Genomic DNA, 25,551 nt, shown 5'->3' with positions numbered 1-25,551 from the left:
AAATTTGTACTTACTGAACCTACATCAACACCTAAGAAATATTTACTTACCGGCAAGCTCCAACACTCCCTCATTTGCTCTAGTCTTTTGGCTTGACCGCTCAAGGAGATCTACAAAGGCCTCGATGCGGGTCTGAACCCCTACCCTACCAGTATGTTCATCCACTGTCAAGGTCATAATGGGGATTCTATAATCCTCTTGAATTTTCGGCAAGATACTAGAAGCCACGATTTCCGGCATACATCCTAAGGGTAAAAGCTGGACTACCCCATCGTAACCCTCCCGGGCGTATTTCACTGTGGCACCGACCGTCTCTTGAGCATGTCCCCCGACAAAATGGTTTAAATAAGGTTTAGCACTTTCATAATAGGGCTTGATGGGCCGATAGCCCTGGGCCAAACCCCGAAAAACATGCTGCCCAACCCATCCGGACAAATAAATGGATCGATCCACCAAAGCACCCAGATTACCTAGTTCTTTTTCCACATCCATAGATACATAAGGCTCAAGGATTGTGTAAATTTCACCGACTATAGCAACTTTTAAAAGCTTCTCGTCCGGATCCAGCCCTTGCCGGGCCAGCCTTTCCTCAATTTGTTCTTTTAGCCAAACCAAAGCTTCTTTCATTCCCTTATCGGTCATGGCCTTAACCAAGCGGCTTTTTGCTTCTTCATAAAGCTTATCAGCTAAAGCGGGATCCTTAACAAGTGGCCGGAACCTATGGAGCATATCCTCAATTTGATCCAGTGCCACACTTTTTCGATAAGCAAAAAGCAGAGCTTTGACGATTCTACTCCAGGTGTTCTTTTTCCCGGCCAGTCTGCGTATTCGCTCAAGCAAGCCAAGGATGCTGCCATCAGGTGGTTCTAAGGTAATGACCTCAAGTGAATACCCTGCTTCTTGAAGGATCTGCTTTTCCAGTTCACCATAATAACCAAAGCGGCAGGGCCCAATTCCCCCTGTAATTAGAACGGTATCTGCGCCCATAGCCGCAGCTTGCACATAATTGCCAAGGTTAAGTTTAAGGGGGAGACAGGCTGATTCAGGTGAGAGCTGAGTACCGATATTTAAGGTTTCCTTGCTATTTAACGGTGGTACCACATATTCCACCTCTAAATTCTCAAGTAAGGCTTGAATAACGATCCAAGCATTCCCCATATGAGGGAAGGTTACTTTCATGCTTCTGCCTCCTTTCGAGCATATCGAGAAAGGCTTCGATCCGGGTAACCAAGCCTGCTTCTCCACTGTGTTCATCCAGGGTAAGGACCAGATACGGTTTTTGAACCTTCCGGGCACGGCGGGATAGCATATCGTTAGTCATGGAATCCGTCCCACAACCAAAACAAGATAGATAAATCAAACCATCTACCTGCGGATCTTCCACATAGAAGGATCCTGCCCCATAGATTTTTTTAGCATGGCTCCAAAAGATTTTCTTCTCCAAGTCCTTTTGCTTTTCTTCAATAGGCTGGGATTCTACATTTTCCACTACCAGAACTTCCGCTTTTTCCCGTAGCCGTTGCAATAAGTTTAAGCTGGCATAAGCTTCATAAGTAAGGTAGCTATGTCCCACTAAGGCAATCTTCGGTCGTTTTTCCTCAACAGATCTATCAACCTTATTGCTAAGCCAGCCATCTTCAAAGTCGGAAGGCTTTTGCCTCATACTGCGCTCTTTGTTGAATCCTAGGTCTTTAAGCTTCATTGGTTCGGCCAAAGTCTCAAAGCATTCTATACTCTCTTCAAAAGTCCAACCGGCATTACGCATTCGATGGTAGGCCTTTTGCCAGCGCTGTGCCTCTACAAATCCTTCGCGAATCTGACTTTTGGAGCACCCGATTGTCGGCCCGAAGTCAAAAAGGCTATTGAGAACTTTTCTTTTTCCTTCCCGCCAATTAACATCCAAAGTATAGACTTTTGTTGCCTCCGGAATAGCATAGAGGACACTCTCCGGAAGACCTAAGATCTTGGGGCAAAGATAGGTCCCCTCTTCCATACTTACAAGGCGGGGTAGAAAAATCCCATCTACCTCCTCATCTTTTAAGGCCACAAGATGACCGACCAGGACCTTAACCGGTAAGCAAGTCTCATCGGTTGCCTTCTTAAGGCCTATCTCCATAATTTGACGATTGGTTAAAGGGGATGTAACCAATTCGATACCTAATCGATAGAAAAAACCTGCCCAGAAGGGATAATAATCATAATAAATCAAAGCCCGCGGAAACCCTAATCTCACAGAATCTAGTCCTCCTTATTCTTTATGACCCTGGGGCTGACGAATTTCATCCTTCGGCTTCAAGATACTTGGCCGCCTATTCTTGATCGGCAGGGGTGAGCGTACCAATACCGTTCCCAAAGCTTTAATATCTAAGGGCAAGAGGGGCCAAAGGTAGGGTACTCCGAAGGATTTTGTCCTCAACAGCAGTATGAATAGAATTAAAACACCGATGGCAAAGCCAATAAAATTATTAGTCGCGACCATAACCAGCAAGAATAAGCGTGCCAAGCGGTTGGCTTGGGCAAGCTCATAGCTGGGAGTGGCAAAGGTTCCTACCGTTACGATGGCGATATAAACAATAATTTCCTGGCTGAATAACCCTACTTTAATAGCTACGTCCCCGATCATAAAGGTTGCAATCAAGCCTAAGGCAACGGTCAAGGGACCAGGGGTATGAATAGCTGCCATCCGCACCAGATCCACACCAAATTCCGCTAAAAAAACTTGCGGAGTCAAACCAATCTTCCCAGGTTTTTCAATGCCGATAAATTGCAGCCAATCCGGCAATAGATGTGGATTTAAGGCACAGGCCAACCAGAGGGGAAGCAGGAAAAGGGCGGCAAAAATCCCTATAAAGCGAACCCAACGCAAATAGGCCCCTACGATAGGTTCCTGGCGATATTCTTCAGCATGCTGGGTATGAGACCAGAAAGTGGCCGGGGCAATCATCACGGAAGGAGAGGTGTCCACAATCACCACCACATGCCCTTCCAAAAGATGTACAGCCGCCACATCCGGCCTTTCCGTATAGCGTACCCGTGGATAAGGATTCCAGATCTTACTCCCTAAAACAAATTCCTCCACGCTCTTTTCCGCCATCGGAATGCCGTCAATCTTGATTTTCTGAATTTCTTCGGTTATTTCCTTGACCAAATCATCATTGGTAATATCTTCGATATAAGCGATACAAACATCGGTTTTCGAGCGTCCGCCTACTTGAACCAATTTCATGCGTAATTTCGGGTCGCGGAGTCTGCGCCGAATTAGCGCTGTATTAAAAACCAAGGTTTCCGTAAAGCCATCCCTAGCCCCCCGGGTTACCCGTTCAATATCGGGCTCCGCTGGCATGCGTGCCGGATAACTACGAGCATCAACAATAATGGCCTTTTCTTGCCCTTCGATAAACATTGCCATCGGTCCGGATAAAATGAAATAAAGAGCTTTATCCATCGTATCAACTTCGGAGACTTGGAGATTGACAATTCTTCCTTTGACCAAAGTTTGCAAGGCATTGACTACTAAGTCTGCCCTTTCCAGGTCTACCAGGGTTTCTAAGATGATACTGCTTACTTCCGAATTGACCATACCATTGACGGAATAGATGGCTATTTTTTTACCGCCGATGGTCATTTCCCGCACAACTATGTCATAACTATCGGGAACTCCAAGTTGCTGATTTAAATAATCCAGATTCTTTTGGTAATCTTTACTGATCTTTATGTTTTTTTCACTTGTATTACCCAAACTAACGCCTCCAAACGCTGAATTCCCATATACTGTTTGCGGAGGTATTTTTAGCTAGCCCTTAGGGTTAAACGTAATTGAAACTAAGTAACCAAAGAAAACGGCGGCTGCAATACCTACGGCAGTGGCTTCGACCCCGCCGGAAAAGGCTCCGATCAGACCCCTCTCACCGACTGCTTCCATGGCACCTTTGGCTAGTAAATAACCAAATCCGGATAACGGAACAGAAGCCCCGGCTCCCGCATATTTAAGCAGAGGCCCGTACCAGCCCAGCGCCCCTAATATAGCGCCACCGGTAACGAAGGTAACCAGAACATGGGCCGGGGTGAAGCTCGGTTTAGTTAAATCCATCAATAGTTGACCAACAACGCATATTAGCCCACCTACTATAAATGCAGGAATAATCTGCTGAAACATCGCTATTTCCCCCTTTATGCCTCAATCACAACCGCATGACCTATTCCAGGAATGGATTCACCTTGCAGGGAAGAAGTCGGGCTATGTAAAGCGCCACTTCCAACCAGCAAAACTCTTTTATATTGGCCGGATTTTATTTTATTCAATACATCTCCGGCAAAAACAACGGCCGAACAACCACAACCACTAGCTCCCGCATGGGTATCTTGGCTTTTGTCATAGATTAGTACCCCACAGTCGGAAAAGTTATTGAATTCCAAGCCATTCTTTTTCAGAAGTTGTTGAGCAAGATCTAAGCCCACACTGCCAAGATCTCCGGAGATGATCAGATCATAGTCTTCCGGTCGACGATTTAGGTCTTGTAAGTGATTAAGAATTGTATCGGCAATGGCTGGAGCCATCGCCGATCCCATATTATTGGTATCCGTCTCCCCAAAATCGACAATGCGACCAATGGTTGCCGCGGTTATCCGTGGCCCCGTTCCACTTTGACCAAGGACAAGACTACCGGCACCGGTAACTGTCCATTGGGCACTCATGGCCCTTTGCCCGCCTTGCTCTGTCGGCAAACGATATTGGCGTTCCGCTGTATCATGGTGGCTTGATACCCCTACCAGAACTTGACGGGCAAATCCCCCATCAATTAACATGCTTCCAACCGATATACTTAGAGCCATAGTAGAACATGCCCCATAAAGCCCGATAAAAGGAATTCCCATGGTCCGGGCAGCAAAGTTAGCAGAAATAATCTGGTTTAAAAGGTCTCCGGCCAGCATGTAATCGATATCATCTTTCTTAACCTGTGATGCCTGAATCGCTCCCTCCATAGCTTCCTCAAGCATTTTGCTTTCCGCAACTTCCCAGGAGGAGTTGCCATTAATGTTATCCGCCCACACCTTATCAAAAGTTTTCCCCAGTGGACCTTGTCCTTCCATTGGTCCCACTACTGAATATGAGGAAAGAATGATGGCTGGATTAGCAAAAACTACAGTTTGATTCCCCATACGTTTAAGGTTCATTGGTTTCATCCCCATTTCATGTACTCTCACTAAAGCATTAGCTATTTTCTATTTAAAGAAGTAAGTGATAATACCTATTGCTATCGATGCGGCGATCCCGTAGACAAGTACCGGACCCGCAACTGTAAATAGTTTGGCACCAACCCCTATTACATATCCTTCCCGCTTAAACTCCAAGGCCGGAGAAACAATGGAGTTGGCAAAGCCGGTTACCGGAACCATGGATCCGGCTCCTGCATACTTGCCAATTTGGTCATAGACTCCCAAGCCGGTCAAAAGTGCCCCCAGCAATATCAGGAAGGCAGTGGCGACGGTAGATGCGTCATCTTTCGGCAAGCCCATTTGAACAAATAAATTAATAATAACTTGGCCAAAGGCACAGATAACTCCACCGACAAGGAAAGCCCTAAGGATGTTTTTTATCAGGGTCGGTTTCGGTGTGGTAGACTTAGCCATCTTTTTATACTCTTCTGGAGTAATATTAAGGGTAGGGGGCCTTAGATTTTGATTAGCCAATTAGAATCACTCCATTCGATTTATTTAACCAATATTGTTAACAATTGCTAAAGGATAGTATGAGACTGTAAAGAAAATTTTATGCTACAACTCCTCCTCTTCGCTTCCAATTATTTCATAATATTTTTTTCGCCAGGAGGAAAATAATGGATGTCGTCGAATTGATTCTTTAAGACGTATTAGGGGGGAACACCATTGCACATCGATAAAAAAATTGAGCGTCAAACTTTACTTATTAATTTAGAGGGAGAACTTGACATGAATACCTCTGAGGGTCTACGCCAAGCCATTGATAACGATATCGATCGTCGTGGAATCAGAATGGTCATTCTCAATCTGGAAAAGGTAAGCTTCATTGATAGTTCCGGACTTGGTGTAATACTTGGGCGTTATAAAAAACTTCTCCCGATGGGTGGCAAAATCGTAATAACCCATGTACCACCTCATATCTATCGGATCATGGACTTGTCTGGATTACCCCGTATTATTCAGTTCGAAAATATAATGAGTGAGGAAAATGGAAGGAAGGGAAATATACTATGAAAAAAAACCACCTGGAGCTTACATTCTCCAGTATTGCCGAAAATGTAGGGATCGCTCGGATGTTGATTGCTTCTGTAGGTGCTCAGCTGGATCTCTCCATCAACGACATTGAAGAACTAAAAGTCACTGTCAGCGAAGCCGTCTCCAATGCGATTATTCACGGCTATGCCAATATCCCCGACAAAGAGGTCTATCTAGGGATTGAGCACGACGCCAAAAGGTTAAAAATCGTTGTTAGGGATGTAGGCTGTGGTATCACCGATATCAAACAGGCCATGCAGCCGGCTTTTAGTACGGATCCGGAGCGAATGGGCTTAGGCTTTGTCTTTATGCAATCTTTCATGGATGATCTTCAAGTTGAGTCAGCAGTAAATCAGGGTACTACTGTCACTATGATCAAACAACTTGACAAAGTTCAACCCTCGCATTAGGGGGGGTAGAAAAATGATTCAAAGACTTACGGAAATGAACCTTCCCCGCTTTCCCCTTCTTTCAGATGAAGAGATGATGGATTTACTCCGGCGGGCTCAAGAGGGCGATACTGAAGCAAGAGAACGTCTGATTAATTGCAACCTTAAATTGATCTTTAATCTCGTTCAGCGCTTTGCTCATCGCGGCTATGAGCTGGAAGATCTCTTTCAGATCGGTACTATCGGTCTTATTAAAGCGATTGACAAATTTGATTTTACCTATGGAGTTAAATTTTCAACTTATGCTGTGCCCATGATTATCGGTGAAATACGCCGCTTTTTGCGGGATGACCATCCCGTTAAAGTCCCCCGCTCCTATAAAGAGTTGGTCTATAAAGTCAATAAAGCGCGAGAAAGCTTATCCTATAGCCTAGGCCGGGAACCAACCATCGGTGAAATCGCAGAAAATATCGGAGTCGATCGTGAAGAAATTGTATCCGCTTTAGAAGCTGTTCAAAGCCCTGCTTCTATTCATGATACTCTCTATCAAGACGACTCCGATCCGATCTATATTTTAGATCAACTACCTGTGGAAAAAGAGCTGGACGCCGGCTGGTTTGAAAAAATCGCCTTGAAAGAAGTCCTCGACAAGCTTCCCGAACGAGAAAAGCGGGTTCTGCTGATGCGCTTCTATGAGGACAAGACCCAGAGTGAAATCGCCGCCCTACTTAACCTTTCCCAAGTGCAAATCTCACGAATTGAGCGGGCTGCCCTCCATCGCATTCGCCAATTCCTCCGCGATTCCGATTCAGAGTCCGACGATTAGAATTAGAAACCGAATACACCCTCAATGGTTCGCATAATCTGCTTTCCTAACCCCGCTTTGGCAATATCCTTTTCTGCCACCAAGTTAACCGAGGTCAGGAGTTCGTTATCCCGATAGAGGAGAACCTCCCCGACCTTCTGGCCAACTTTTACGGGTGCTTCCACATCTGGATTGAGCTTAGTCTCAGCCCGGATGTTTTTATCTTTGCCCTTTTCAATGGTTACTCCCAAGTCCTTTTCCGTTACTGCCGCAACCTCTTGCTCCACCCCTTTACGTACCTGAACAACTCCTTGCTTTTGTCCGGCAGGAGCGAATTCTTTATGTGCATACTTAGCAAAACCATAGTTATAAAGCTTCATGGATTCGCTAAAATGCCCTCGTACTTGGGGCACACCCATGACCACAGCGATTAGCCGCAAGCCCTCACGCTCTACCGTCGAGGCTAAACAGTATCTGGCTTCATTGGTCCAGCCGGTTTTGAAGCCATCGGCTCCCTCATACCACCACAATAATTTGTTGGTATTCCAGAGTTTGAACTTGCCGTCTCTTAGGTCATACTCCTTCATACCGGTTAACTTACGGACCAGAGGATACTTTAGGGCTTCCCGCCCCATCAACGCCAGATCATAGGCACTGGTATAATGTCCTTCTGCCGGTAAACCATAGGCATTTACGAAGTTAGTATGACTGGCTCCCAGTGCTTTGGCCTTTTTATTCATTTCTTCGACGAAGGCTTCATGGGTACCACTGATATGCTCCGCTACTGCATAACAGGCATCATTAGCGGAACCTACCGCAATGGCAATCAGCATTTCCTCCAGCGAGAAAGTTTCACCCGGTTCCAGGTAGATCTGAGACCCTCCTAAGGCACTGGCCCCCTCACTGGCCGTTACCTTATCTGTAAGACTAACGCGACCGGACTCAATAGCATCCGCAGCCACCAAAAGCGTCATCAATTTCGTGACACTGGCCGGTGGCAGTTCTTTATGAATTTCTTTCTCAAAAAGAATTTGACCGGACTCTGCATCCATGAGTATGGCACTTACAGCATCGGTTTCTAAAACCGCTCCGTATGCTTGGGCGGGAAAAGCCAGAGTCCCTAGAAAAAGGCTTAAGATGAAAATCCAAGATAGTGCTTTACGCATTCCTTTGACCCCCTTTTAAACATGTTTGTTCTATTATCCCCAGAAAAAAAAATTATATCGGAACATAAAAAAACCATTATGCGAGTTTAATAATAAAGGCCTGACTTAGTACTTTACTATACCAAGACAGGCCATTTGTTTTTACTTCATAAACTTTTTCAATAAGTTAAGATTTTTGTGGGTTGGATATCTTAGAGGAACATCAATTAGGTTCGACTTTTTAAGAATACTTTTGTGGTGCGAAAAGGTATCAAAACTTGCTTTGCCATGGTATCCTCCCATCCCGCTTTCCCCAACCCCGCCGAAAGGCATGTAAGTCGTAGCTAGGTGCATTATAGTATCATTAATACATCCACCGCCGAAAGGAATATCCCTGAGAACTTTTTCTTCTCTCTCTCTGTTCGTTGTAAATAAGTAGAGGGCTAAAGGTTTAGGATGCTTATTGACTTCGGAAATAACATCATTTAGGCTTTCAAATTCCAACACCGGTAGAATGGGCCCAAAAATTTCTTCTTGCATAAGAGGGCTATCCCAAGTGATATGGTCTACAACGGTAGGGGCGATCTGTAACGTTTTCTCATTAATCTCCCCACCAAAAACGATTTCTTCGTTTTGGATCAGCCCTAAAAGCCGGTTAAAATGCTTTTCATTAATAATCTTCGGGAAATCTTCATTTTGGCAAGGAATTGAACCGTAAAATTCAGCCACAACCTTTTTCATCTTATTGATAAGTTCATTCTTTACAGCACTATGAACCATTAGGTAATCCGGAGCCACACAGGTTTGTCCGGCGTTGATGAACTTACCCCAGACGATTCGTTTAGCAGCTAAGTCAAGATGAGCTGTTTCATCTACAATACAGGGACTTTTTCCACCCAACTCCAATGTCACTGGAGTGAGATGCTTTGCGGCTGCTTCCATCACGGTTTTTCCCACAGCAACGCTACCCGTAAAGAAGATATAATCGAATTTTTCTTCGAGCAAGCTTTTATTGGCTTGTCTCCCCCCTCTTACAACCGTAATAAACGACTCATCGAAATTTTCCTTAATAATCTTTTCAATGACTTCCGAGGTATGAAAGGAATACTCAGAGGGCTTTACAATAGCACAATTTCCAGCAGCAATAGCTCCCGCTAAAGGTGCTATGGCTAATTGAAAAGGATAATTCCACGGTGACATGATTAAGGTTATTCCATAAGGTTCAGCATAAATATAGCTTGAAGCTAAAAAGTTGGCCAGCGAAGTTTTTACTCTTTTTTTACCAACCCACTTGGGAAGATGCTTGATAAGGTAATTAATCTCCTCAAGAACAATACCAATTTCGGTAGCATAAGTATCAAAAGGATCTTTATTGAGATCTTTTTTAATGGCCTCCATAATTTCTTGCTCATATTCTTGGATTGCTTTCTTCAGGGTCTTGAGCTGATCCAGGCGAAAGCTTAAGTTTTTGGTTTCGCCCGTTTCAAAAAAGAACCTTTGCTTCTTGATTTTAGCTTTTATATCACTCATTTCATCCCCGCCCTAACTTCTGATAATAGTTTAACCGACTTATAATAACCCACTTAAAAACTAAAGAACTTAAAAAGCAATCTCTTAATTTTTCTCTTGAATTAAGTCATAAATATTCCTTAGGTCTGCTTTAGAGAAAATCTTCGGAACAGGGTAAAGGGGATTGGCCTCCTGATGAGCCCTTTCCACCATGACTTGAATATCCCGCTCCTTAATTCCAGTGATTTTTTCGGGTATGTTCATACTTTGGTTCAGCTTCCTAATCGCTTCGATAAAGCGATGGGCTTTCTTTTCCATAGTGTCTGATGGTTCGCAGATACCGACTAAGTCGGCTAGTTCTGCCAAAGGCCGATGTGCAGATTCTCCATAATATTCGAGTACATAAGGAAGGATTACTGCATTGGCTAGGCCATGGGGAGTTCCATAAAAGCCACCCAAAGTATGAGCAATAGCATGGACATACCCTACATAAGCTCTGGTGAAGGCAACTCCGGCATAGTAAGATGCCTTTTGCATATTTTCACGAGCTACCAGGTTATCTCCATGTGTATAGGCCTCATATAGGTTAGCAAAGATCAGTTTTACAGCTTTTCGGCTCATCTTCCAAGTCTCTTGGGTGTTGCTCTTGCCGATATAAGCCTCTATAGCGTGTGTCAAAGCATCTACGCCCGTAGTTGCTGTAATATGAGGAGGTAAGCCAACAGTTACAGTAGGATCTAAGACTGCATACAGGGGAATAAGTACTATATCATTGATGGGATACTTTTCATGCGTTCTTTGGTCCGTAATTACCGCTACAATAGTCGTTTCGCTTCCCGTTCCCGCTGTAGTGGGAATAGCAAAAAGGGGCGGTATCTTTTTCCTCACCTTGAGAAGTCCTTTCATTTGGGGAATGGACTTATGAGGTCGAGCGATCCTGGCACCTACTCCTTTGGCACAATCTATGGGGGAACCACCGCCGAAGGCCACAAGTCCTTCGCAATGATTTTCTTTATAAAGCTGTAATGCTTCTTCAATGTTATCAATGGTTGGGTTCGGCACCGTTTTATCGTATATAGTAAAATCGATTCCTTCATACTCTAAACCTTTGACTAAGCCGTTCATCAACCCAAGAGCAGAAATTCCTTGATCGGTGACGATCAAAACACTCTTGAGCCCAAGATTTTTTATAACCCTCGGTAGGTCATTGATGCTGTTTTTACCCTCTACTAACTCAGGCTTACGCCAAGGAAGAAAAACAGTGGCAAACTTTAAGACCCTTTGATAGCTACGACAATATAGTCTATACATTAAAAACCACCCCTCACTATAATCGCATAAGTCCCCTACTCCTAATCCATATTGAGTTGTTTCTTAATTAATAATGTACTGGATCTGGTAGCATTTGTCACTATCCTTTAAGCCCAGGGCAAGAACCTTCCCCATAATCATCCGACTCTTTTGAAAAATCAATTGTCGATCCCCAATGCTTATGTTTATAATAGGTTGTCGAAGAGATTTTCTTATCTTAGGAAAAGTTCAATATGCAAAAATGGTTTATGGAGGGACTATAATGGAAATCAGATTGCCCTATGGAATATCTTACTTAAAAGCTAATATCCCGGAAAATCAAATCGCAGGGATTTTAACCCAGGAAAGCTATACACCAGAAAAAGAAGGCACCAGCTTGGTTCAAGATGCCTTAGCAAACCCTATCGCCAGCCCTGCTCTTCATAAGCTGGCACATAGTGCCCAAAAAATCGTCGTAGTGACTAGTGATCATACACGCCCTCTACCGAGCAAACAAACTCTACCTTACCTTCTGCAAGAAATCCGCAAAGGAAACCCTAACGCTGAAATCACTATTTTAGTTGCAACCGGGTTGCATCGCTCCCCTACTCAAGAAGAATTCATCGACAAGTTCGGTGCCGAGATTGTTGAACGTGAGAAATTTGTAGTCCATCAGGCCGATGATTATTCCACCTTAGTACGACTTGAGGATTTACCTTCCGGGGCTCCCTTCTGGGTGAACCGACTTGCTGTCGAGGCTGATCTATTAATCGCTGAAGGCTTTATTGAACCCCATTTTTTCGCAGGCTATTCCGGTGGAAGAAAAAGCATCCTGCCCGGAATTTCGGGACGGGAGACTATTTTAGTCAATCATTCCGCCGGGTTCATCGACCATCCCAATACTCAATCAGGAACAATCGAAGGAAATATCTTTCATCGGGATATGGAGCATGCTGCTCGACAGGCAAAATTAAAATTTATTCTTAACGTGACTCTGGATGAACACAAAAACATTATTGGCGCCTTCGCCGGACATCCGGAAGAAACCTTCGCCCAAGGAGTCCAATTCGTCGAGAAATTGACAAAGCTGACCTCAAAACGTGCCGATATCGTCTTAACCAGCAATGGTGGCTATCCTCTCGATCAAAACTTATATCAAGCTGTCAAAAGTATACGAACAGCCGAATATGTCACGAAAAAGGGGGGCGTAATTATTGCGGCTGCCTCCTGTATTGACGGTATCGGGGGCGAAGTCTTCCACCGGATGTTAATTCATCCAGGTGGAGCTAAAGAAATTCTCAAGGAAATCCGCGGGACTGAAGCTGCGGCCACCGACTTAGATCAATGGCAAGTCCAAATCCTAGTCCGAATTCTTCTCGATTATAAGGTCATTATGGTAACTGATGGTGTCGAACCGGAAATTCTCAAGTCAATGGGACTGGATTGGGCGCAAACCGTAGATGAGGCTTTGCAAAGGGCCTATGCCTATTCTTCGCCGGAAGCAAATGTCTTGGTTATACCCAATGGTGCGGTTATTTTTATCGAGAGTCTAGAATAAATAACCTATTAAGCCGGACTCACACTAACGCCGTCTAGGTGCTTTGGGAGATTTTAAGCCATGCCAATAGCAAGGATGAAGGTAGGCAAAAGGTTTGGGATATATTTTATGTTTAAGAATACACCCACGTAGAACCTGGATTCCGGCGGCCTCAGCCTGCTCCTGAAATTCCTCAGTCCAGTTCCGTTCTTGAAACCAAACCATTTTAGCCCCACACTCCTGGGCCTGACTGATTATATCCGGTATCAATTCCGCTTTAAGACAAGGAACAACCACATCCACCTTATCCTTTAAAGCTTCGAATTGAGAATAGACTTTAAAGCCTTCTAGACGCTGTAGGTCATGGGCCACCGGGTGAACTACACAGCCAAACTGCCTCAAAGTCTGCCAAGCTTTGTAAGCATGTTTATGTTTTAAAAAGCGATCCGCATTCCCCACCACCGCATAACGAAGAGCCGTTGTGGTCTCCCCTGCTAAGGAATACACTTTCTTTTCACGCATAGTAGTCACCCCTAACTTTTGGTACTAAAAGATTACGTGCCGAAAGCTTATCCTATGACAAAGAAACAGGAGCGAGAACTATTTCAACCTCATACAATTATAAAAGGTTACCATAGCACAAAAGGGTTATAGAGAAAGCCGTTGTAGGAGGAAAAAACATGAGTCAAACCTACATAGTACAACCGGGCGATTCACTTTATAAGATTGCCCAAAAATACGCTACCACAGTTGATGCCCTAAAAAGAATAAATCATTTAACAAGTGATCTAATTTATGTCGGGCAAGCTTTAGAAATTCCGGCTTTAAGATTACCGGACGGGATCCTGCGCATAGGAAGTACCGGTTCGCAGGTAAAAGCATTGCAAAGTGTCCTAGTCTCTTTTGGTTTTAACCTTTCGGTTGATGGAATCTACGGTTCTAAGACTGCTAATGTAATTTTTCAGCTCCAGCAAAAGTTTCCGTTAATCAAATCGGACAAAATATATGGGCCAAATACAAAAGCCTCTTTGGAGACATTGATAAATAATCAATTTCATATAGTCTCTAACCCGACTGATCTATTAGTTCTAGTAAACAAAACACATGGCTTGCCAGCGGAGTATATCCCGCCAAGTTTAGTTATTCCCAATATCCCCTTCACCGTTCAAGGCTACGACCCCAAAAAACTGATGAGATCAGAAGCCGCACAAGCTTTAGAACGACTATTTGCCAAGGCTAAGCAGGACAACATCTCTATAGCAGGTATTTCCGGTTACCGCTCCTACGAACGCCAGGCCGAAATCTATGCTAGAAATATAAAAATCTCCCCGGCAAAAGCCCAGGTTAGTGCACCTCCCGGAGGAAGTGAACACCAAACGGGTCTAGCGATTGATATTAGCTCTCCCTCCAATAACTATAACCTTACCCAATCTTTTGCCAATACCCTGGAGGGTCAATGGTTAGCGCAAAACGCTCCCGCTTTTGGTTTTATCGTTCGCTACCAACCAGGGAAAGAGGCTATCACAGGCTATCTACCCGAACCTTGGCATATCCGCTATGTGGGAGTACAGGCCGCTCAATACATCACCCAACACGGACTCACCTTGGAAGAATATTTGGGGGCAGCTTGATCTTACTTCTTTAAACCCTTTGAATCCCCTGCAAATCGAAGTAAACATTCCTTGCCCGAAAGGGTGCAGGATTAGTATATTGCAGTTTTAGTTTTTCAAAAACACTTATTCTTTTAGGATAATAATAAGGCTTGGTAAATTGCAGCCTCTTATCCCTTAGCCAATCAGGGACCCCTATGCCTTGGATCTGCAAATAATAATCAATAAGTGCAGATGCCTTTGTTAAATATTCAATCTCTTGATCAGTACACGATTCAAATTTAACTGGTTCTTTTGCACTGTTAAAAAATTTTACATCTCTACTTCTAAGCAATTCTGGTAATTGATTTAGGCTTGTATCCTCATCGGGATAATCAAATAATCCCTGCAAGTAGCTATTGCCAATCATAACCCAAATCCTCCCCTAAATATTTAATAAAGTTCCGTTGTCTTTCCCCAAGAAGGACAAGCGGAATATATTCCGAAAAGATTTCTAACAACTGCTCTTTAGTTTTGAGGTTTTCGCGTGAATCGTCAATCTACTTTATAACTTCATAAATGTACTCTACTGGGGCTGGCTTACTATCCTGAATGGTATACGCCTTTAGAACATTCGTTTCTACAGGAGCAAGATTTGTGTGTAGAATACATAGAGGCTCATCAAGATCTACATAATCGCCAACCTTCTTCAAGAGAGTTACCCCTGCTGCATAGTCAATGGGGTCTTCTTTTTTCTTCCTACCTGCCCCCAGTTGCATGGCAACAATTCCGATTTGTTCCGCATTAATATGACTTATATACCCAGCATTGCTGGAGCGAATCTCGATATGATTTTTCGCTTGAGGGAGTTTCATCGGCTCGTCGACTATTTGCAGATTTCCTCCTTGAATAGCAATGAGCTCTTTTAATTTTTCGATGGCCTTACCTGAAGCGATAGCTTGCCGAAGCCCAGCATAAGTAGAGTCAAAGTCATGATATTTGCCGCTGGCAATGGCCATATAAGTGGCAATGGTCAAAGCAACCGTGGTTTCGTCCTCAGCCCCTCTTCCACTCAAAACCTCGATAACCTCTTTAATTTCGTTGGCATTGCCGACTTCATGACCAAGAGGCTGATTCATATCGGTAATGATAGCAATTGTCCGACGATTTAATGATTTACCGATTTGCACCATGCACTCAGCCAGTTTTTTAGCCTCCTCGATCGACTTCATGAAAGCTCCTGAACCGACTTTGACATCAAGCACGATAGCATCTGCCCCTGAAGCGATCTTCTTACTCATAATCGAACTCGCAATAAGGGGAATACTATCTACTGTTCCTGTAACATCCCTTAAGGCATAAGTTAGTTTGTCAGCAGGGGTTAAGTTTGCAGTTTGCCCTACCACTGCCATTCCATACTTATTCACATTGGCAAGAAACTCTTCCGTACTTAAAGAGGTTCTGAATCCTTCGATAGCTTCTAATTTATCGATTGTCCCACCGGTATGACCTAAGCCCCTGCCACTCATTTTAGCCACAGGGATCCCTAGGGAAGCCACCAAGGGAATGACGATGAGGCTTATCTTGTCCCCTACTCCTCCAGTTGAATGCTTATCCACTTTGACGCCTTCGATACCGGATAAGTCGATTGTCTCTCCCGAGTTCACATAGGCCATTGTTAAATTGGCAATTTCCTCGTCATTCATACCTTGAAAATAAATTGCCATGTAAAGAGCGGATATTTGATAATCGGGAATTTCACCCTTAACATAACCTTGCACAAAAAATTCTATCTCTTCTTGGGTCAAGGCATGGCCCAATTTCTTTTTGTTGATTAGATCAACAACTCTCATTGCTTTGCCTCCTTACGCCAAGGCCTTAACCAAAGCCTGTACAAACCGCACAAACTGCTTCTCAATCCGCTCGGCGGTCTCCATGACCTCTGCATGACTGAGACGCTGGGGAAGAACTCCAGCAGCCATATTGGTAACGCAAGAGATACCGAGTACTCGCATACCTCCATGATTTGCAATAATGACTTCCGGTACAGTAGACATACCTACCAAGTCGGCTCCCACAGTGCGAAGGAAGCGAATTTCAGCGGGACTCTCATAGCTTGGGCCGCTCATAGCTGCATAGACTCCCTCTTGAGGATGAATCCCTACTTCCCTTGCTATAGTCAAAGCCTTTTGCCGCCATTCCAAATCATATCCTTCACTTAAATCCGGAAAACGAGGTCCTAGATTACTGAGATTAGCTCCCCGCAGAGGATTATCTCCCATCATATTAATATGGTCTTTGATTAAAATCAGATCCCCTGGGCGATAAGCAGTGTTAATTCCACCTGCTGCATTAGTCACAATCAGCCCGGATACTCCCAAAACCTGCATTACCCGCACAGGAAAAGTAACTTCTTGCATAGAGTACCCTTCATAGTAGTGGAAACGCCCTTGCATAGCCACCACCGGTTTCCCTAGAACATTGCCAAAGACCAGTTGACCTTTATGCCCTTCTACAGTAGAAACAGGAAAGTTAGGAATCTCGCTATAGGGAATGACTACCTGATCCTCGATTAAATCCACAAATCCCCCCAGCCCTGAACCCAGGATAATTCCCATTTGAGGTTCGATATTTACTTTGCCGATAATATAATGCCTGGTCTCACTTAACTTTTCCATCAGCTCGTGTTCTTTCATCATTATTGATCCTCTCCTTTGAGAATATCTTGTAAAAAACTATCCCCATTGGGCAATACTTCAGCCCCGAAATACTCTACAATTGTCGCACCAAGGTCGGCAAAAGAAGGTCTGATTCCAAGATTCTTGCCGGTAATAACCGGTTTGCCATATACCAGCAAAGGGACATATTCCCGTGAGTGATCCGTACTTTCGGTAGTGGGATCACAACCATGATCAGCGGTGAGGACCAGGATGTCTTCATCCGCCAATAAGCCAATAATTTCCGGTAATCTTGCATCAAACTCCTCAAGGGCCCGCGCATAATTTTCCGGATCATTGCGATGACCATAAAGCATGTCAAAGTCCACAAGATTAGTCATGATAAAACCAGACTTCCTCTCTTTCATAAAACCCAGGGTTTTATCAATTCCGTCCATATTCCCTTTGCTGGGAACGTGATCCGTGACTCCATGTCCGGCATAGATATCCTTGATTTTGCCTACGGCCATCACCGAAAACCCTTTTTCCTTAATTACATCCAACATGATTTTATGAGGGGGCGCGATGGCATAATCATGGCGATTGGTGGTCCGATTGAAGTTTCCTTCTGTACCTAAGAAGGGGCGGGCAATAACTCGTCCCACTTTTAAATCCCCAACGAGCATTTCCCTAGCAATCTCACAAATTCTGTACAATTCCGCTAAAGGAATAATTTCTTCATGGGCCGCAATCTGAAATACGGAGTCGGCGGAGGTATAGACAATGGGTTTTCCCGTTTGAACATGCTCCTGCCCTAAACGCTGGATGATTTCCGTGCCGGAAGCCACTTCATTACCAATCACCCGACGACCAATTCGTTCCTCGTAAGCCTCAATAAAATCCTGAGGAAACCCCTGAGGGAAGGTTGGAAAAGCCTTTTCCAAAACTACACCGGCAATCTCCCAATGTCCGGTAGTGGTATCTTTGCCAGGAGACTTCTCCGCCATTTTCCCATAAGACCCACGGGGACTTGACACCGGATCAACCCCAAGGATCGGGGCAATATTGCCTAAACCCAGTTCCTGCAGATGGGGTAAACGAAGCCCTCCCAGTACCCTAGCCATATTGCCCAAAGTATTGCTTCCTACATCTCCGTATTCATGGGCATCCGGCATTTCGCCAATGCCTACACTATCCAGGATAATTAAAATAACCCTTCTCAAAAAAGTACCCTCCTTAATTAACATTCATTCATCCATAAAAAAACAGGGTAGCTGCCAATGCAAGCGGAACGAGCATGCCCTAATCAGCCCGGGGATGAGCCTTGCGAAAGACTTCCATTAATCTTTGTCGAGAAAGATGGGTATAAATCTGAGTAGTTGAAATATCGGCATGCCCCAACATTTCCTGGACAGAGCGTAAATCCGCTCCATGGTCCAAAAGATGGGTAGCAAAGCTATGCCTAAATTTATGGGGATAAACCTCCTCATTTACTCCATGTTCTTGGGCCCATTTCTTTAGAATCTGCCAAACTCCCTGTCGGCTCAAAGCATCTCCCCGGGAATTCAGGAAGAGTATATCGCTTTTCTTCTTACCGAGAAGCTGCTCCCGATAATGATCTAGATAATCCAGCAAAACTTCCAAGGCATAATCCCCAATGGGAACTATACGTTCTTTACTACCCTTCCCCCGACAACGCAGGGTCCCTGTCTCGAACATGATATCCTTTATCTTAAGGTCCACTAACTCGGAAACACGCAGACCACATCCATAGAGTACCTCAATCATGGCAAGATTACGCATTACTAGAGCATTATTCCTATCTATGGATTCAATACTAGAGGATTTCTTCCCTTTCCCTGTAAATGCTAAAGAAGAATCCTCCCCTTGACCTTGACTCCTCTCCACAGGAGGTAATAGCTTTTCCACAGTTCCTTCGGAAAGAACGTGAGGTAGTTGTTGTTCAAGCTTAGGTGAATTAAGATACTCAGTAGGGTCATCCTCCCTTAGGTCCTCTCCCAAAAGAAAAGAAAAGAGCCCTCGCATAGTTGCGAGGAGCCGTGCCAATGTACGCGAAGACCTCCCCTGATTCTTCTCGTGAAGAAGGAACAGAAAAAGGTCATTGCCGCTGCAATTTATAAAGTTTTTTCCTCGTTGCTCAAGAAAAAGAGTTATCTTCTGAAGATCCCGCTCGTAGCCTAAACGAGTATTCTGGGAAAGTCCGCGCTCTACATTAAGATAAGTTAAATACTTCTTAATCCATAATTCTGTTTGAGCTCCCACAGTAATCCCTCCCACCCATAAATTCTACAGTGGGACCGGTTTTCCTGCGTTGACTAGTATTTTAAGTTTACCTTTTAATATCCGGAAACAGCTGAATGACAAATTCACTCCAATTTAAGTCCTGCTCTTCTACGCGCATGGGATTGCCACTAGGTTTTTCGTCCTGATCCCCATGAGTTGAAACTAAAGAGCCGCATACAGTTACCAGCTTTGGTAACAAGGCGGCGAGTAATATCAATAGAATAAAAACTCGTGTAAGATAGAGAAAAAATTCCGGCCAGCTTTTGCCTCTCTGCATATCTTCGACCCCCAATCTCTAAAAGTTATGCAGAGCGGGATTGTCCTGATGCCACTAAGGCTGCACCTAAAGCAGCCGTAATAGCCGGTTCTTTATATACAAGCAAAGGCTGGTTCAAATACTGGGTAAGGGCATTTAAAACTCCTTCATTCCGAGCGACCCCTCCCGTAAAAACAATATCCGGTTCTAATCCGGTCCGTTGGGCCAAGGAAGAAACCCTACTGGCAACCGCGGCGCATACCCCGGCTAAAATATCCCATTTGGGCGTTCCTGCGGAGACGTGCGTAATTACTTCTGATTCTGCAAACACGGTACAGAAGGAAGAAATGGTGGTGGGATTTTGGGACTTAGCGGAAATCTCTCCGATTTCGTTAAGGCCGATATCCAAAGCCGAGGCCATAACTTCAAGAAACCTCCCTGTCCCCGCCGCACATTTGTCATTCATGGCAAAATCTGCGACCTTCCCGTTAGACAGGATTTGAATTACTTTGCTGTCTTGACCGCCGATATCGATAATTGTTCGTGCCGTAGGAAAAAGAAAACTGATTCCCTTAGCTTGACAGGTAATTTCCGATACCTCCCGGTCGGCAGGGAAGGTTATTCTCCCATAGCCTGTGGCTACTGTTCCGCCTACATCCTCCCTGCTCAATCCAGACTCGGCAAGCAATTTTTCCATAATCTTAGTGGCAACTTCGCGACCGCTGTACCCCCCTCGGGCAGTACCATGAGCCAGGATCTCCTTCGCCTCATTTAAAAGGACCACCTTAACTGTCAGAGATCCGATATCGACCCCGATATATACCTTGGCCATACTTTCCCTCTTTCCTTAGCTTTAATCGAAGGTTTCTAAAAATGCCTGCACCCGGTTGCGAATAGGCTCCTCGGCATAAGCTCGCGGGTCGGCCATATCTGCCTCTATCATCAGGCCCGGAACTCCCGTCTCTCTCATAACCCTTCTGCGAATAACCTCCTGGACCAAGGAATAGGGCTTACAGGACCGATTGGAATGCATGACAAAGCCATCGGCCTGATAATCCTTAATAAGTTGAATCAGTTGCTTAGCCCGAAAATCCGGCGAGCGATTGAGGAAAACCTCCGTATAGGTAGCCGCTAAACTCTCCAAAGGGCTTCCCGGAGCATGGTCTATAGCCCAGCCACCACTATAGGTGTCCGTAACAAAGCAAGCTCCTCTTTCAGTAAACATTTTGTTAAAACTAAATACTTTGGGCCAAATGGCAATATTATCCCAAACCAAACGAATCTGTTCGTTCTCTACCGCTCCTTGGGAAAGGGCAGCCCGCTCCTTTACCTCATCCCGGAACAGGCGATAATAGTTGCGCCCCTCCTTTGTTCCCCGCAAAACCACAATTGGTGCCATGTGAATGAAAAGGTCAGGAGCATTAAGAGGGGAAGGGCGGGATTGGCAATATTGACGGGCTTCTTTCCAGAGACTGGTGGTCTCTTGACTAATCTTCATCTGGGTGGCCAGTTCCTTTTCGGTAAAAGGTCTTCCTGTAATCTTTTCCAATTCGCTAATCATTGCCCGGAGCTGTTCCAGTACATATTCCTTAGCCTGAGGAGTATTTTCCCCGGTCAGATAAGGTGTATCCAAAACCAGTAGAGGCACATTAAAATGCCGTGCCAAAACCTCATACCATTTTAAGACCGTACCACAGATATTATTACAAGCCACTAAAAGATCCGGCTTAGGCATACCTCCCAAAGGAGCAAGGTCCGGCCTCATGACTCCGCCGATATTGGAGCGAGCATAGGAACATAGATCCTGGGAATACCCTGCCGCTTCCGCTACCTGACATAATTTCTCCGTTGCCTTGCCGGTGCTATAGATAGCTGCATACTGTTCAGGGTAAGCAGGGTGAATCTTAAATACCCGCAACAGCTCAACCGGTGCACCGCTGGTAACCCAGGCTATCTTACGGCCTAAGGGCTTACCCCAGTAGCGGTGGTATCCTGTTAGAGCATAGTACTTTTTGATGGTTTTCTTAAGGGTATCCGTACTTTTTAAGGGGCGATAATTGCGCTTTTGTGTTTTTCCGCTCATTTCATAACACTTCCCTCAGGCACCGATGCCAGGTTCTCCAGAATGCTTTCAAGGAAAGCCTGAAGGCGGGTCCGTTCCTGGCCCCCTACATCGGCTCCCTCCAGCTCAAGAACAAGAGTGCGCAGACCGGCTTTTTGTAAATTAACCACTAACGGTACTGCATCCCAGGCGTGGGGGTCGCAATATTTACGGATAATGATAACAGCTCCCTCTGCCTGCCGCTGCAATGCTAATTCCTGCAAATAAGTCATACGTTCGTTGAGGCTTTGATTCTTACAAGGGCAAGGGGGCATTTCCAGGTAACGTTTCACGATATCAGCAAGGGGAGTGTCGGAATCCACCCTTCTTGGTCCCGAATAATGGCGGAATCCGGTGCAGGTATCATCTGCCACCACTCTTCCCCCTAAGTCTTCGATCATGGCATATAAGCTGTCGTTTTCCATCACTGCCCCGGTAATCAAAATCCGAGCTCTTGGTCCCGGGTCGGCAGCAATCTCGTTAAGCTCCGGTAGTGCTTCCCCTAATGCCTTTAAATACTCTGCTTTGGGCATAAGTTGACCTGCCCGCAACAAAGCAGCCACCAGAGGCGAAGGTAATTGAGGCCGCAACTCATCAACTGCTTGAACCATTTCCCGTACTCCTTGACAAAGACGGAGAGCTTTATTTAACTCTTCCTCGTCCGGTTCCTGATTGGTAAGTGCCGCTAATTGGTTCCAGACCGCACTGATTTCCCGTTCATAGTACCGGGCAGCCCCGGCTGTTTTGAGCATGACCGGGGGAACCATATTCACTGTGGAGACTTTGCCGGCAAACTCCCAGATCCCGCTTAAACACTGCATGGTGTCACAGGTATGGACAACCCCAAGCCCTGCTAGGTCTCCCCACTTATCCTGAATCTCCATAGCAAAAATCCCCCGGGCCAAAGAACAGGAAAAGGGTGGCAGTTCTGCCGGGGTCCGATTAGCCGAATCCGGCAATAGCCGTAAAGGCTCGAGACCAAAGGCCATTATCAGTTCCTCCGGAAAGTAGGAGCATAAGGTCCCGAAAAATCGGTGGTTAGGATAACGGGTCCTCCGCTGGGAACCTTTAAGAGCGGATTCCTCTAAAAGATGGCTCATGACCTCGTTTTTATCCACTAACTCAAACCAGCCGCTCATTCAGTATCCTCCAATCCAAATACTAGACCTGAGAATTAACCGCTTGAATGGATGTTAAGAAGCTACTTATTTGGTGGAAGCAACTTCTTGAGAACCTTTTGCTGCTTCGCCGCCCTCTACAGGAACATCCCTGAGAGCACGACGAAGGATTTTACCAATGGCTGTCTTGGGGAGCTCGTCACGGAACTCCACATTTTTGGGGACCTTGTAAGGTACCAGGTGTTTGCGGCAAAAGGCGATAATCTCTTTTTCCGTGGCCCGCTCACCATCTTTGAGACTAACAAAGGCTACCACCTTTTCCCCGCTATAGCCATCCTTTACCCCGATAACACAGGCCTCGCGCACAGCCGGATGTTCATAAAGAATATCTTCGACTTCCCGAGGGTAAACGTTGAAGCCGCCGGTAATGATCATATCCTTTTTGCGATCAACCAAGTAGAAATAGCCATCCTCATCCATCATACCGATATCGCCGGTATACAACCAGCCGTCCCGTAAGGAGTAGGCTGTTTCCTCCGGACGATTGTAATAGCCCAGCATTAATTCGGGACACTGAATCACTATTTCACCAACCTCATTGGGCGGAAGATCCGTCTCCCCTGTGTCTATATCTCTAATCTTTAAAATCACATCAGAGAAGGGTATACCAACACTCCCGGTTTTGTTTTCTCCCCGCAGGGGATTAGCACATAAAGCATTGACCCCTTCTGTCAAGCCATAACCTTCCATAAGCCTTGCCCCCGTACGCTCTTCAAAACTCCGCTTAACTTCCGGCGCCAGGGCTGCCGCGCCTACAAAGCACCCGACTAAAGAGGAGAGACTATAACGGCTTAATTGTGGATAATTAATCATGCTGACATACATGGTGGGGACCCCCGCGAACAAGGTAGGCTTATGTTTATGAATTGCCTTAAGGACATCCTTTGCCTCAAACCGTGGAATTAATACTGTAGAAGCCCCGGAGGTTAAAGGGGCATTCATGCATACAGACATACCGAACCCATGAAAAACAGGAAGAACTGTAACCAAGCGATCTTTCTTATCCATTTGTACCCAGGCGATGGCTTGCCAGGCATTGGCTAGTAAGCCATAATGGGAAAGCATTACTCCCTTAGGGCGACCGGTGGTACCTCCGGTATAAATTAAAACGGCAAGGTCTTTGCGGATATCCACATCCCGCGAGGGATATTCCTGCAAAAGAGGGCTGCTGCTGTCATTAAGTAAATCTCGAAATTTCTTAGCCGCTTTGAGCCGCTCCTTACCGCCTGGAGAAAGCTTGCGTGTAAAAGGATAAAGAAATTTGAGCGGGAATGGCATGTATTCATTTAAGGCCGTATAGTAAGTATGCTCTAAAAGATGGGTCTCCCCAGCTTGGTGACAGGTATCGCGGACATTCTCCAAACGTTCAGCCAAAAGATCTAAGCCGATGGCTATTTTGACTTGGGAATCGCGAAAAATATGCAGAAGCTCGGATTCGGTACTAAGGGGATTAACCGGCACCACCACTGCGCCAAGGGAAAGAATGGCATAATAAGCAATTACATATTGGGGACAATTAGCCAAAAGAAGAGCAACCTTTTCCCCGGGCTTAATTCCAAGTTTTTGTAAAGACCCAGCTAGTCGTTCTACTTTGTTTCCTAAGTCTCCATATTTCATCTTATAGTTAAAATAAATGAGGGCGATCTCTCCGGTATTTTTCTGAACACTTTCACGAAACAAAGCATCTACGGTCTTTTCGGGATATTCCAAGCAATGTGGAACCTGCTCATCGTATTGGGCTCTCCAAGGAAATTCATAAACCTTACTATCCTGACTCATGAATATACCCCCCAATAAAAAATGAATGAGTATCCATTCACTTCCAACTATTATGAATATTCTGACACCTCTAAGCCTAAACGTCAATACCCCTTCTTAAATTTAGGAAAGAAATACTTTAGTCAGCGAAGCGCCTCCCGAATATTGAATATTGGACACAACAAAAAACCACCTACTCCCTGAGGAATAAATGGCTTTTGGCTAAATAACTTACATTTGCTCATGACAACGCTTATGATACTCCTCTTTCATCTTTTCAAAGGTCGTTTGACTAATTACATGCTCCACGCGACAAGCATCCTGGGAGGCTGTCTCTTCATCTACACCCAGATAAATAAGATATTTAGTAATTAAATCATGCCGTTCGTAGATTCGTGCGGCAATCTTCGCCCCTTCACCTGTCAAAGTAATAATTCCTGAACCATCTACCTCAATATAATCATTTTTCTTAAGAATGCCCACTGCACGACTTATGCTTGGCTTGGTATAGCCTAACTCATTAGCAATATCGATAGAGCGAATATCTCCTTTTTTCTTTTGCAGTATATAAATCGTCTCAAGGTACATTTCGCCCGATTCTTGAATACTCATGGCAATAGTCCCTTCTATCTTATTTTTCATTAAATTCCTATAAAAAGCATAGTACAACCTAAATAAAAAATCAATCACTAATCCGCCTTATATCCGGAATCACAGTGGGTGCTTGCACAACCAGCACTGTGTGGGCATCCTGCACACCCACCGCTTTTTTTAGTTT

At 44.9% G+C, this 25,551-nt stretch carries 26 protein-coding genes; 5 read left to right on the top strand and 21 right to left on the bottom strand.

Features of this window, described 5'->3' with window-relative positions; all coding sequences use genetic code 11:
- Positions 1 to 42 precede the first annotated feature (42 nt).
- From AC1U9U_RS07645 to spoVAC, 6 genes are read right to left on the bottom strand one after another with little or no spacing between them, the layout of a single operon-like run.
- Positions 43 to 1,179, bottom strand: a complete 1,137-nt coding sequence (locus tag AC1U9U_RS07645) for a CoA protein activase (RefSeq protein WP_479959960.1) — start codon at positions 1,177 to 1,179, stop codon at positions 43 to 45.
- Entirely contained in the window at positions 1,121 to 2,233 is a 1,113-nt protein-coding gene (locus AC1U9U_RS07640) for an acyl-CoA dehydratase activase-related protein (RefSeq protein ID WP_479959959.1), read from the bottom strand. The genes AC1U9U_RS07645 and AC1U9U_RS07640 overlap by 59 nt, the downstream gene beginning before the upstream one ends.
- A gap of 15 nt (positions 2,234 to 2,248) precedes the next feature.
- Entirely contained in the window at positions 2,249 to 3,739 is a 1,491-nt protein-coding gene (locus tag AC1U9U_RS07635) for a spore germination protein (RefSeq protein WP_479959958.1), read from the bottom strand.
- Between the two features lie 54 nt (positions 3,740 to 3,793).
- A complete protein-coding gene (gene spoVAE, locus AC1U9U_RS07630; protein WP_479959957.1) occupies positions 3,794 to 4,156 on the bottom strand; it encodes a stage V sporulation protein AE in 363 nt (120 codons plus the stop codon).
- Positions 4,157 to 4,170: 14 nt separating this feature from the next.
- Positions 4,171 to 5,175 (bottom strand): stage V sporulation protein AD, encoded by a 1,005-nt coding sequence (gene spoVAD / locus AC1U9U_RS07625; RefSeq protein ID WP_479959956.1) that lies wholly within the window; start codon positions 5,173 to 5,175, stop codon positions 4,171 to 4,173.
- Between the two features lie 48 nt (positions 5,176 to 5,223).
- Complete coding sequence (spoVAC, locus tag AC1U9U_RS07620) at positions 5,224 to 5,691, bottom strand: stage V sporulation protein AC (protein WP_479959955.1); 468 nt, start codon at positions 5,689 to 5,691, stop codon at positions 5,224 to 5,226.
- A 195-nt stretch (positions 5,692 to 5,886) separates the two neighbouring features.
- On the opposite strand from spoVAC, the gene AC1U9U_RS07615 reads away from it, so the two are divergent.
- Genes AC1U9U_RS07615 through sigF form a run of 3 tightly spaced genes read left to right on the top strand, consistent with a single transcriptional unit; the run spans position 5,887 to position 7,470 of the window.
- Positions 5,887 to 6,234 carry an STAS domain-containing protein gene (locus AC1U9U_RS07615; protein ID WP_479959954.1) on the top strand — a complete coding sequence of 116 codons (348 nt, stop codon included), beginning with the start codon at positions 5,887 to 5,889 and terminating at the stop codon, positions 6,232 to 6,234.
- Entirely contained in the window at positions 6,231 to 6,665 is a 435-nt protein-coding gene (gene spoIIAB, locus AC1U9U_RS07610) for an anti-sigma F factor (protein WP_479959953.1), read from the top strand. The genes AC1U9U_RS07615 and spoIIAB overlap by 4 nt, the downstream gene beginning before the upstream one ends.
- A gap of 13 nt (positions 6,666 to 6,678) precedes the next feature.
- Positions 6,679 to 7,470, top strand: coding sequence for an RNA polymerase sporulation sigma factor SigF (gene sigF / locus AC1U9U_RS07605; protein ID WP_479959952.1), 792 nt, complete (start codon positions 6,679 to 6,681; stop codon positions 7,468 to 7,470).
- Between the two features lie 2 nt (positions 7,471 to 7,472).
- Here the strand turns inward: sigF and AC1U9U_RS07600 are convergent, their stop codons facing one another.
- The 3 genes from AC1U9U_RS07600 to AC1U9U_RS07590 all read right to left on the bottom strand — a co-directional run bounded on the left by AC1U9U_RS07600 (position 7,473) and on the right by AC1U9U_RS07590 (position 11,414).
- Positions 7,473 to 8,615: a D-alanyl-D-alanine carboxypeptidase family protein gene (locus tag AC1U9U_RS07600; RefSeq protein ID WP_479959951.1), complete on the bottom strand. Its 1,143-nt coding sequence runs from the start codon at positions 8,613 to 8,615 to the stop codon at positions 7,473 to 7,475.
- A 141-nt stretch (positions 8,616 to 8,756) separates the two neighbouring features.
- Positions 8,757 to 10,124 carry an aldehyde dehydrogenase gene (locus AC1U9U_RS07595; RefSeq protein WP_479959950.1) on the bottom strand — a complete coding sequence of 456 codons (1,368 nt, stop codon included), beginning with the start codon at positions 10,122 to 10,124 and terminating at the stop codon, positions 8,757 to 8,759.
- An 84-nt stretch (positions 10,125 to 10,208) separates the two neighbouring features.
- Positions 10,209 to 11,414: an iron-containing alcohol dehydrogenase gene (locus AC1U9U_RS07590; protein WP_479959949.1), complete on the bottom strand. Its 1,206-nt coding sequence runs from the start codon at positions 11,412 to 11,414 to the stop codon at positions 10,209 to 10,211.
- A 262-nt stretch (positions 11,415 to 11,676) separates the two neighbouring features.
- On the opposite strand from AC1U9U_RS07590, the gene larA reads away from it, so the two are divergent.
- Positions 11,677 to 12,951 carry a nickel-dependent lactate racemase gene (gene larA, locus AC1U9U_RS07585; protein WP_479959948.1) on the top strand — a complete coding sequence of 425 codons (1,275 nt, stop codon included), beginning with the start codon at positions 11,677 to 11,679 and terminating at the stop codon, positions 12,949 to 12,951.
- Positions 12,952 to 12,975: 24 nt separating this feature from the next.
- On the opposite strand, the gene AC1U9U_RS07580 is transcribed toward larA, so the two are convergent.
- Positions 12,976 to 13,452: a CoA-binding protein gene (locus tag AC1U9U_RS07580; RefSeq protein ID WP_479959947.1), complete on the bottom strand. Its 477-nt coding sequence runs from the start codon at positions 13,450 to 13,452 to the stop codon at positions 12,976 to 12,978.
- Between the two features lie 158 nt (positions 13,453 to 13,610).
- Here AC1U9U_RS07580 and AC1U9U_RS07575 point away from each other — a divergent pair, with 158 nt between their 5' ends.
- Complete coding sequence (locus tag AC1U9U_RS07575) at positions 13,611 to 14,561, top strand: D-alanyl-D-alanine carboxypeptidase family protein (protein ID WP_479959946.1); 951 nt, start codon at positions 13,611 to 13,613, stop codon at positions 14,559 to 14,561.
- 10 nt (positions 14,562 to 14,571) lie between these two features.
- On the opposite strand, the gene AC1U9U_RS07570 is transcribed toward AC1U9U_RS07575, so the two are convergent.
- The 11 genes from AC1U9U_RS07570 to AC1U9U_RS07520 form a co-directional block, all read right to left on the bottom strand.
- On the bottom strand, positions 14,572 to 14,949 hold the full coding sequence (locus AC1U9U_RS07570; RefSeq protein WP_479959945.1) for a hypothetical protein: 378 nt from the start codon (positions 14,947 to 14,949) through the stop codon (positions 14,572 to 14,574).
- 130 nt (positions 14,950 to 15,079) lie between these two features.
- Complete coding sequence (locus AC1U9U_RS07565; protein ID WP_479959944.1) at positions 15,080 to 16,372, bottom strand: pyrimidine-nucleoside phosphorylase; 1,293 nt, start codon at positions 16,370 to 16,372, stop codon at positions 15,080 to 15,082.
- A gap of 12 nt (positions 16,373 to 16,384) precedes the next feature.
- Positions 16,385 to 17,218, bottom strand: a complete 834-nt coding sequence (locus AC1U9U_RS07560; protein ID WP_479959943.1) for a purine-nucleoside phosphorylase — start codon at positions 17,216 to 17,218, stop codon at positions 16,385 to 16,387.
- Entirely contained in the window at positions 17,218 to 18,399 is a 1,182-nt protein-coding gene (locus tag AC1U9U_RS07555; protein WP_479959942.1) for a phosphopentomutase, read from the bottom strand. The genes AC1U9U_RS07560 and AC1U9U_RS07555 overlap by 1 nt, the downstream gene beginning before the upstream one ends.
- A 79-nt stretch (positions 18,400 to 18,478) precedes the next feature.
- Positions 18,479 to 19,459 (bottom strand): site-specific tyrosine recombinase XerD, encoded by a 981-nt coding sequence (gene xerD / locus AC1U9U_RS07550; RefSeq protein WP_479959941.1) that lies wholly within the window; start codon positions 19,457 to 19,459, stop codon positions 18,479 to 18,481.
- Between the two features lie 67 nt (positions 19,460 to 19,526).
- Entirely contained in the window at positions 19,527 to 19,757 is a 231-nt protein-coding gene (locus AC1U9U_RS07545; protein WP_479959940.1) for a hypothetical protein, read from the bottom strand.
- Between the two features lie 25 nt (positions 19,758 to 19,782).
- Positions 19,783 to 20,568, bottom strand: coding sequence for an acyl-CoA dehydratase activase (locus AC1U9U_RS07540; RefSeq protein WP_479959939.1), 786 nt, complete (start codon positions 20,566 to 20,568; stop codon positions 19,783 to 19,785).
- 21 nt (positions 20,569 to 20,589) lie between these two features.
- Positions 20,590 to 21,819, bottom strand: coding sequence for a 2-hydroxyacyl-CoA dehydratase subunit D (locus tag AC1U9U_RS07535; RefSeq protein WP_479959938.1), 1,230 nt, complete (start codon positions 21,817 to 21,819; stop codon positions 20,590 to 20,592).
- Positions 21,816 to 22,976 (bottom strand): 2-hydroxyacyl-CoA dehydratase family protein, encoded by a 1,161-nt coding sequence (locus AC1U9U_RS07530; protein ID WP_479959937.1) that lies wholly within the window; start codon positions 22,974 to 22,976, stop codon positions 21,816 to 21,818. The genes AC1U9U_RS07535 and AC1U9U_RS07530 overlap by 4 nt, the downstream gene beginning before the upstream one ends.
- 66 nt (positions 22,977 to 23,042) lie before the next feature.
- The gene (locus AC1U9U_RS07525; RefSeq protein WP_479959936.1) at positions 23,043 to 24,794 is read right to left on the bottom strand and encodes a long-chain-fatty-acid--CoA ligase; all 1,752 of its coding nucleotides are present in this window, start codon (positions 24,792 to 24,794) and stop codon (positions 23,043 to 23,045) included.
- A 210-nt stretch (positions 24,795 to 25,004) separates the two neighbouring features.
- On the bottom strand, positions 25,005 to 25,385 hold the full coding sequence (locus AC1U9U_RS07520) for a metal-dependent transcriptional regulator (protein ID WP_479959961.1): 381 nt from the start codon (positions 25,383 to 25,385) through the stop codon (positions 25,005 to 25,007).
- Between the last annotated feature and the right edge of the window lie 166 nt (positions 25,386 to 25,551).

This window comes from Desulfitobacterium sp. (genome assembly GCF_982384815.1).
This window is presented reverse-complemented; position numbering and strand designations above follow the sequence as displayed.

Bases quoted from the DNA above. Each gene is read 5' to 3' on its own strand.
- AC1U9U_RS07575 (WP_479959946.1), top strand. From the start codon at position 13,611: ATGAGTCAAACCTACATAGTACAACCGGGCGATTCACTTTATAAGATT.
- AC1U9U_RS07570 (WP_479959945.1), bottom strand. From the start codon at position 14,949: ATGATTGGCAATAGCTACTTGCAGGGATTATTTGATTATCCCGATGAG.
- AC1U9U_RS07525 (WP_479959936.1), bottom strand. From the start codon at position 24,794: ATGAGTCAGGATAGTAAGGTTTATGAATTTCCTTGGAGAGCCCAATAC.
- AC1U9U_RS07580 (WP_479959947.1), bottom strand. From the start codon at position 13,452: ATGCGTGAAAAGAAAGTGTATTCCTTAGCAGGGGAGACCACAACGGCT.
- sigF (WP_479959952.1), top strand. From the start codon at position 6,679: ATGATTCAAAGACTTACGGAAATGAACCTTCCCCGCTTTCCCCTTCTT.
- larA (WP_479959948.1), top strand. From the start codon at position 11,677: ATGGAAATCAGATTGCCCTATGGAATATCTTACTTAAAAGCTAATATC.
- AC1U9U_RS07565 (WP_479959944.1), bottom strand. From the start codon at position 16,372: ATGAGAGTTGTTGATCTAATCAACAAAAAGAAATTGGGCCATGCCTTG.
- spoVAD (WP_479959956.1), bottom strand. From the start codon at position 5,175: ATGAACCTTAAACGTATGGGGAATCAAACTGTAGTTTTTGCTAATCCA.
- AC1U9U_RS07520 (WP_479959961.1), bottom strand. From the start codon at position 25,385: ATGAGTATTCAAGAATCGGGCGAAATGTACCTTGAGACGATTTATATA.
- spoIIAB (WP_479959953.1), top strand. From the start codon at position 6,231: ATGAAAAAAAACCACCTGGAGCTTACATTCTCCAGTATTGCCGAAAAT.
- AC1U9U_RS07530 (WP_479959937.1), bottom strand. From the start codon at position 22,976: ATGAGCGGCTGGTTTGAGTTAGTGGATAAAAACGAGGTCATGAGCCAT.
- AC1U9U_RS07560 (WP_479959943.1), bottom strand. From the start codon at position 17,218: ATGATGAAAGAACACGAGCTGATGGAAAAGTTAAGTGAGACCAGGCAT.
- AC1U9U_RS07645 (WP_479959960.1), bottom strand. From the start codon at position 1,179: ATGAAAGTAACCTTCCCTCATATGGGGAATGCTTGGATCGTTATTCAA.
- AC1U9U_RS07590 (WP_479959949.1), bottom strand. From the start codon at position 11,414: ATGTATAGACTATATTGTCGTAGCTATCAAAGGGTCTTAAAGTTTGCC.
- AC1U9U_RS07540 (WP_479959939.1), bottom strand. From the start codon at position 20,568: ATGGCCAAGGTATATATCGGGGTCGATATCGGATCTCTGACAGTTAAG.
- AC1U9U_RS07595 (WP_479959950.1), bottom strand. From the start codon at position 10,124: ATGAGTGATATAAAAGCTAAAATCAAGAAGCAAAGGTTCTTTTTTGAA.
- AC1U9U_RS07600 (WP_479959951.1), bottom strand. From the start codon at position 8,615: ATGCGTAAAGCACTATCTTGGATTTTCATCTTAAGCCTTTTTCTAGGG.
- AC1U9U_RS07535 (WP_479959938.1), bottom strand. From the start codon at position 21,819: ATGAGCGGAAAAACACAAAAGCGCAATTATCGCCCCTTAAAAAGTACG.
- spoVAE (WP_479959957.1), bottom strand. From the start codon at position 4,156: ATGTTTCAGCAGATTATTCCTGCATTTATAGTAGGTGGGCTAATATGC.
- AC1U9U_RS07545 (WP_479959940.1), bottom strand. From the start codon at position 19,757: ATGCAGAGAGGCAAAAGCTGGCCGGAATTTTTTCTCTATCTTACACGA.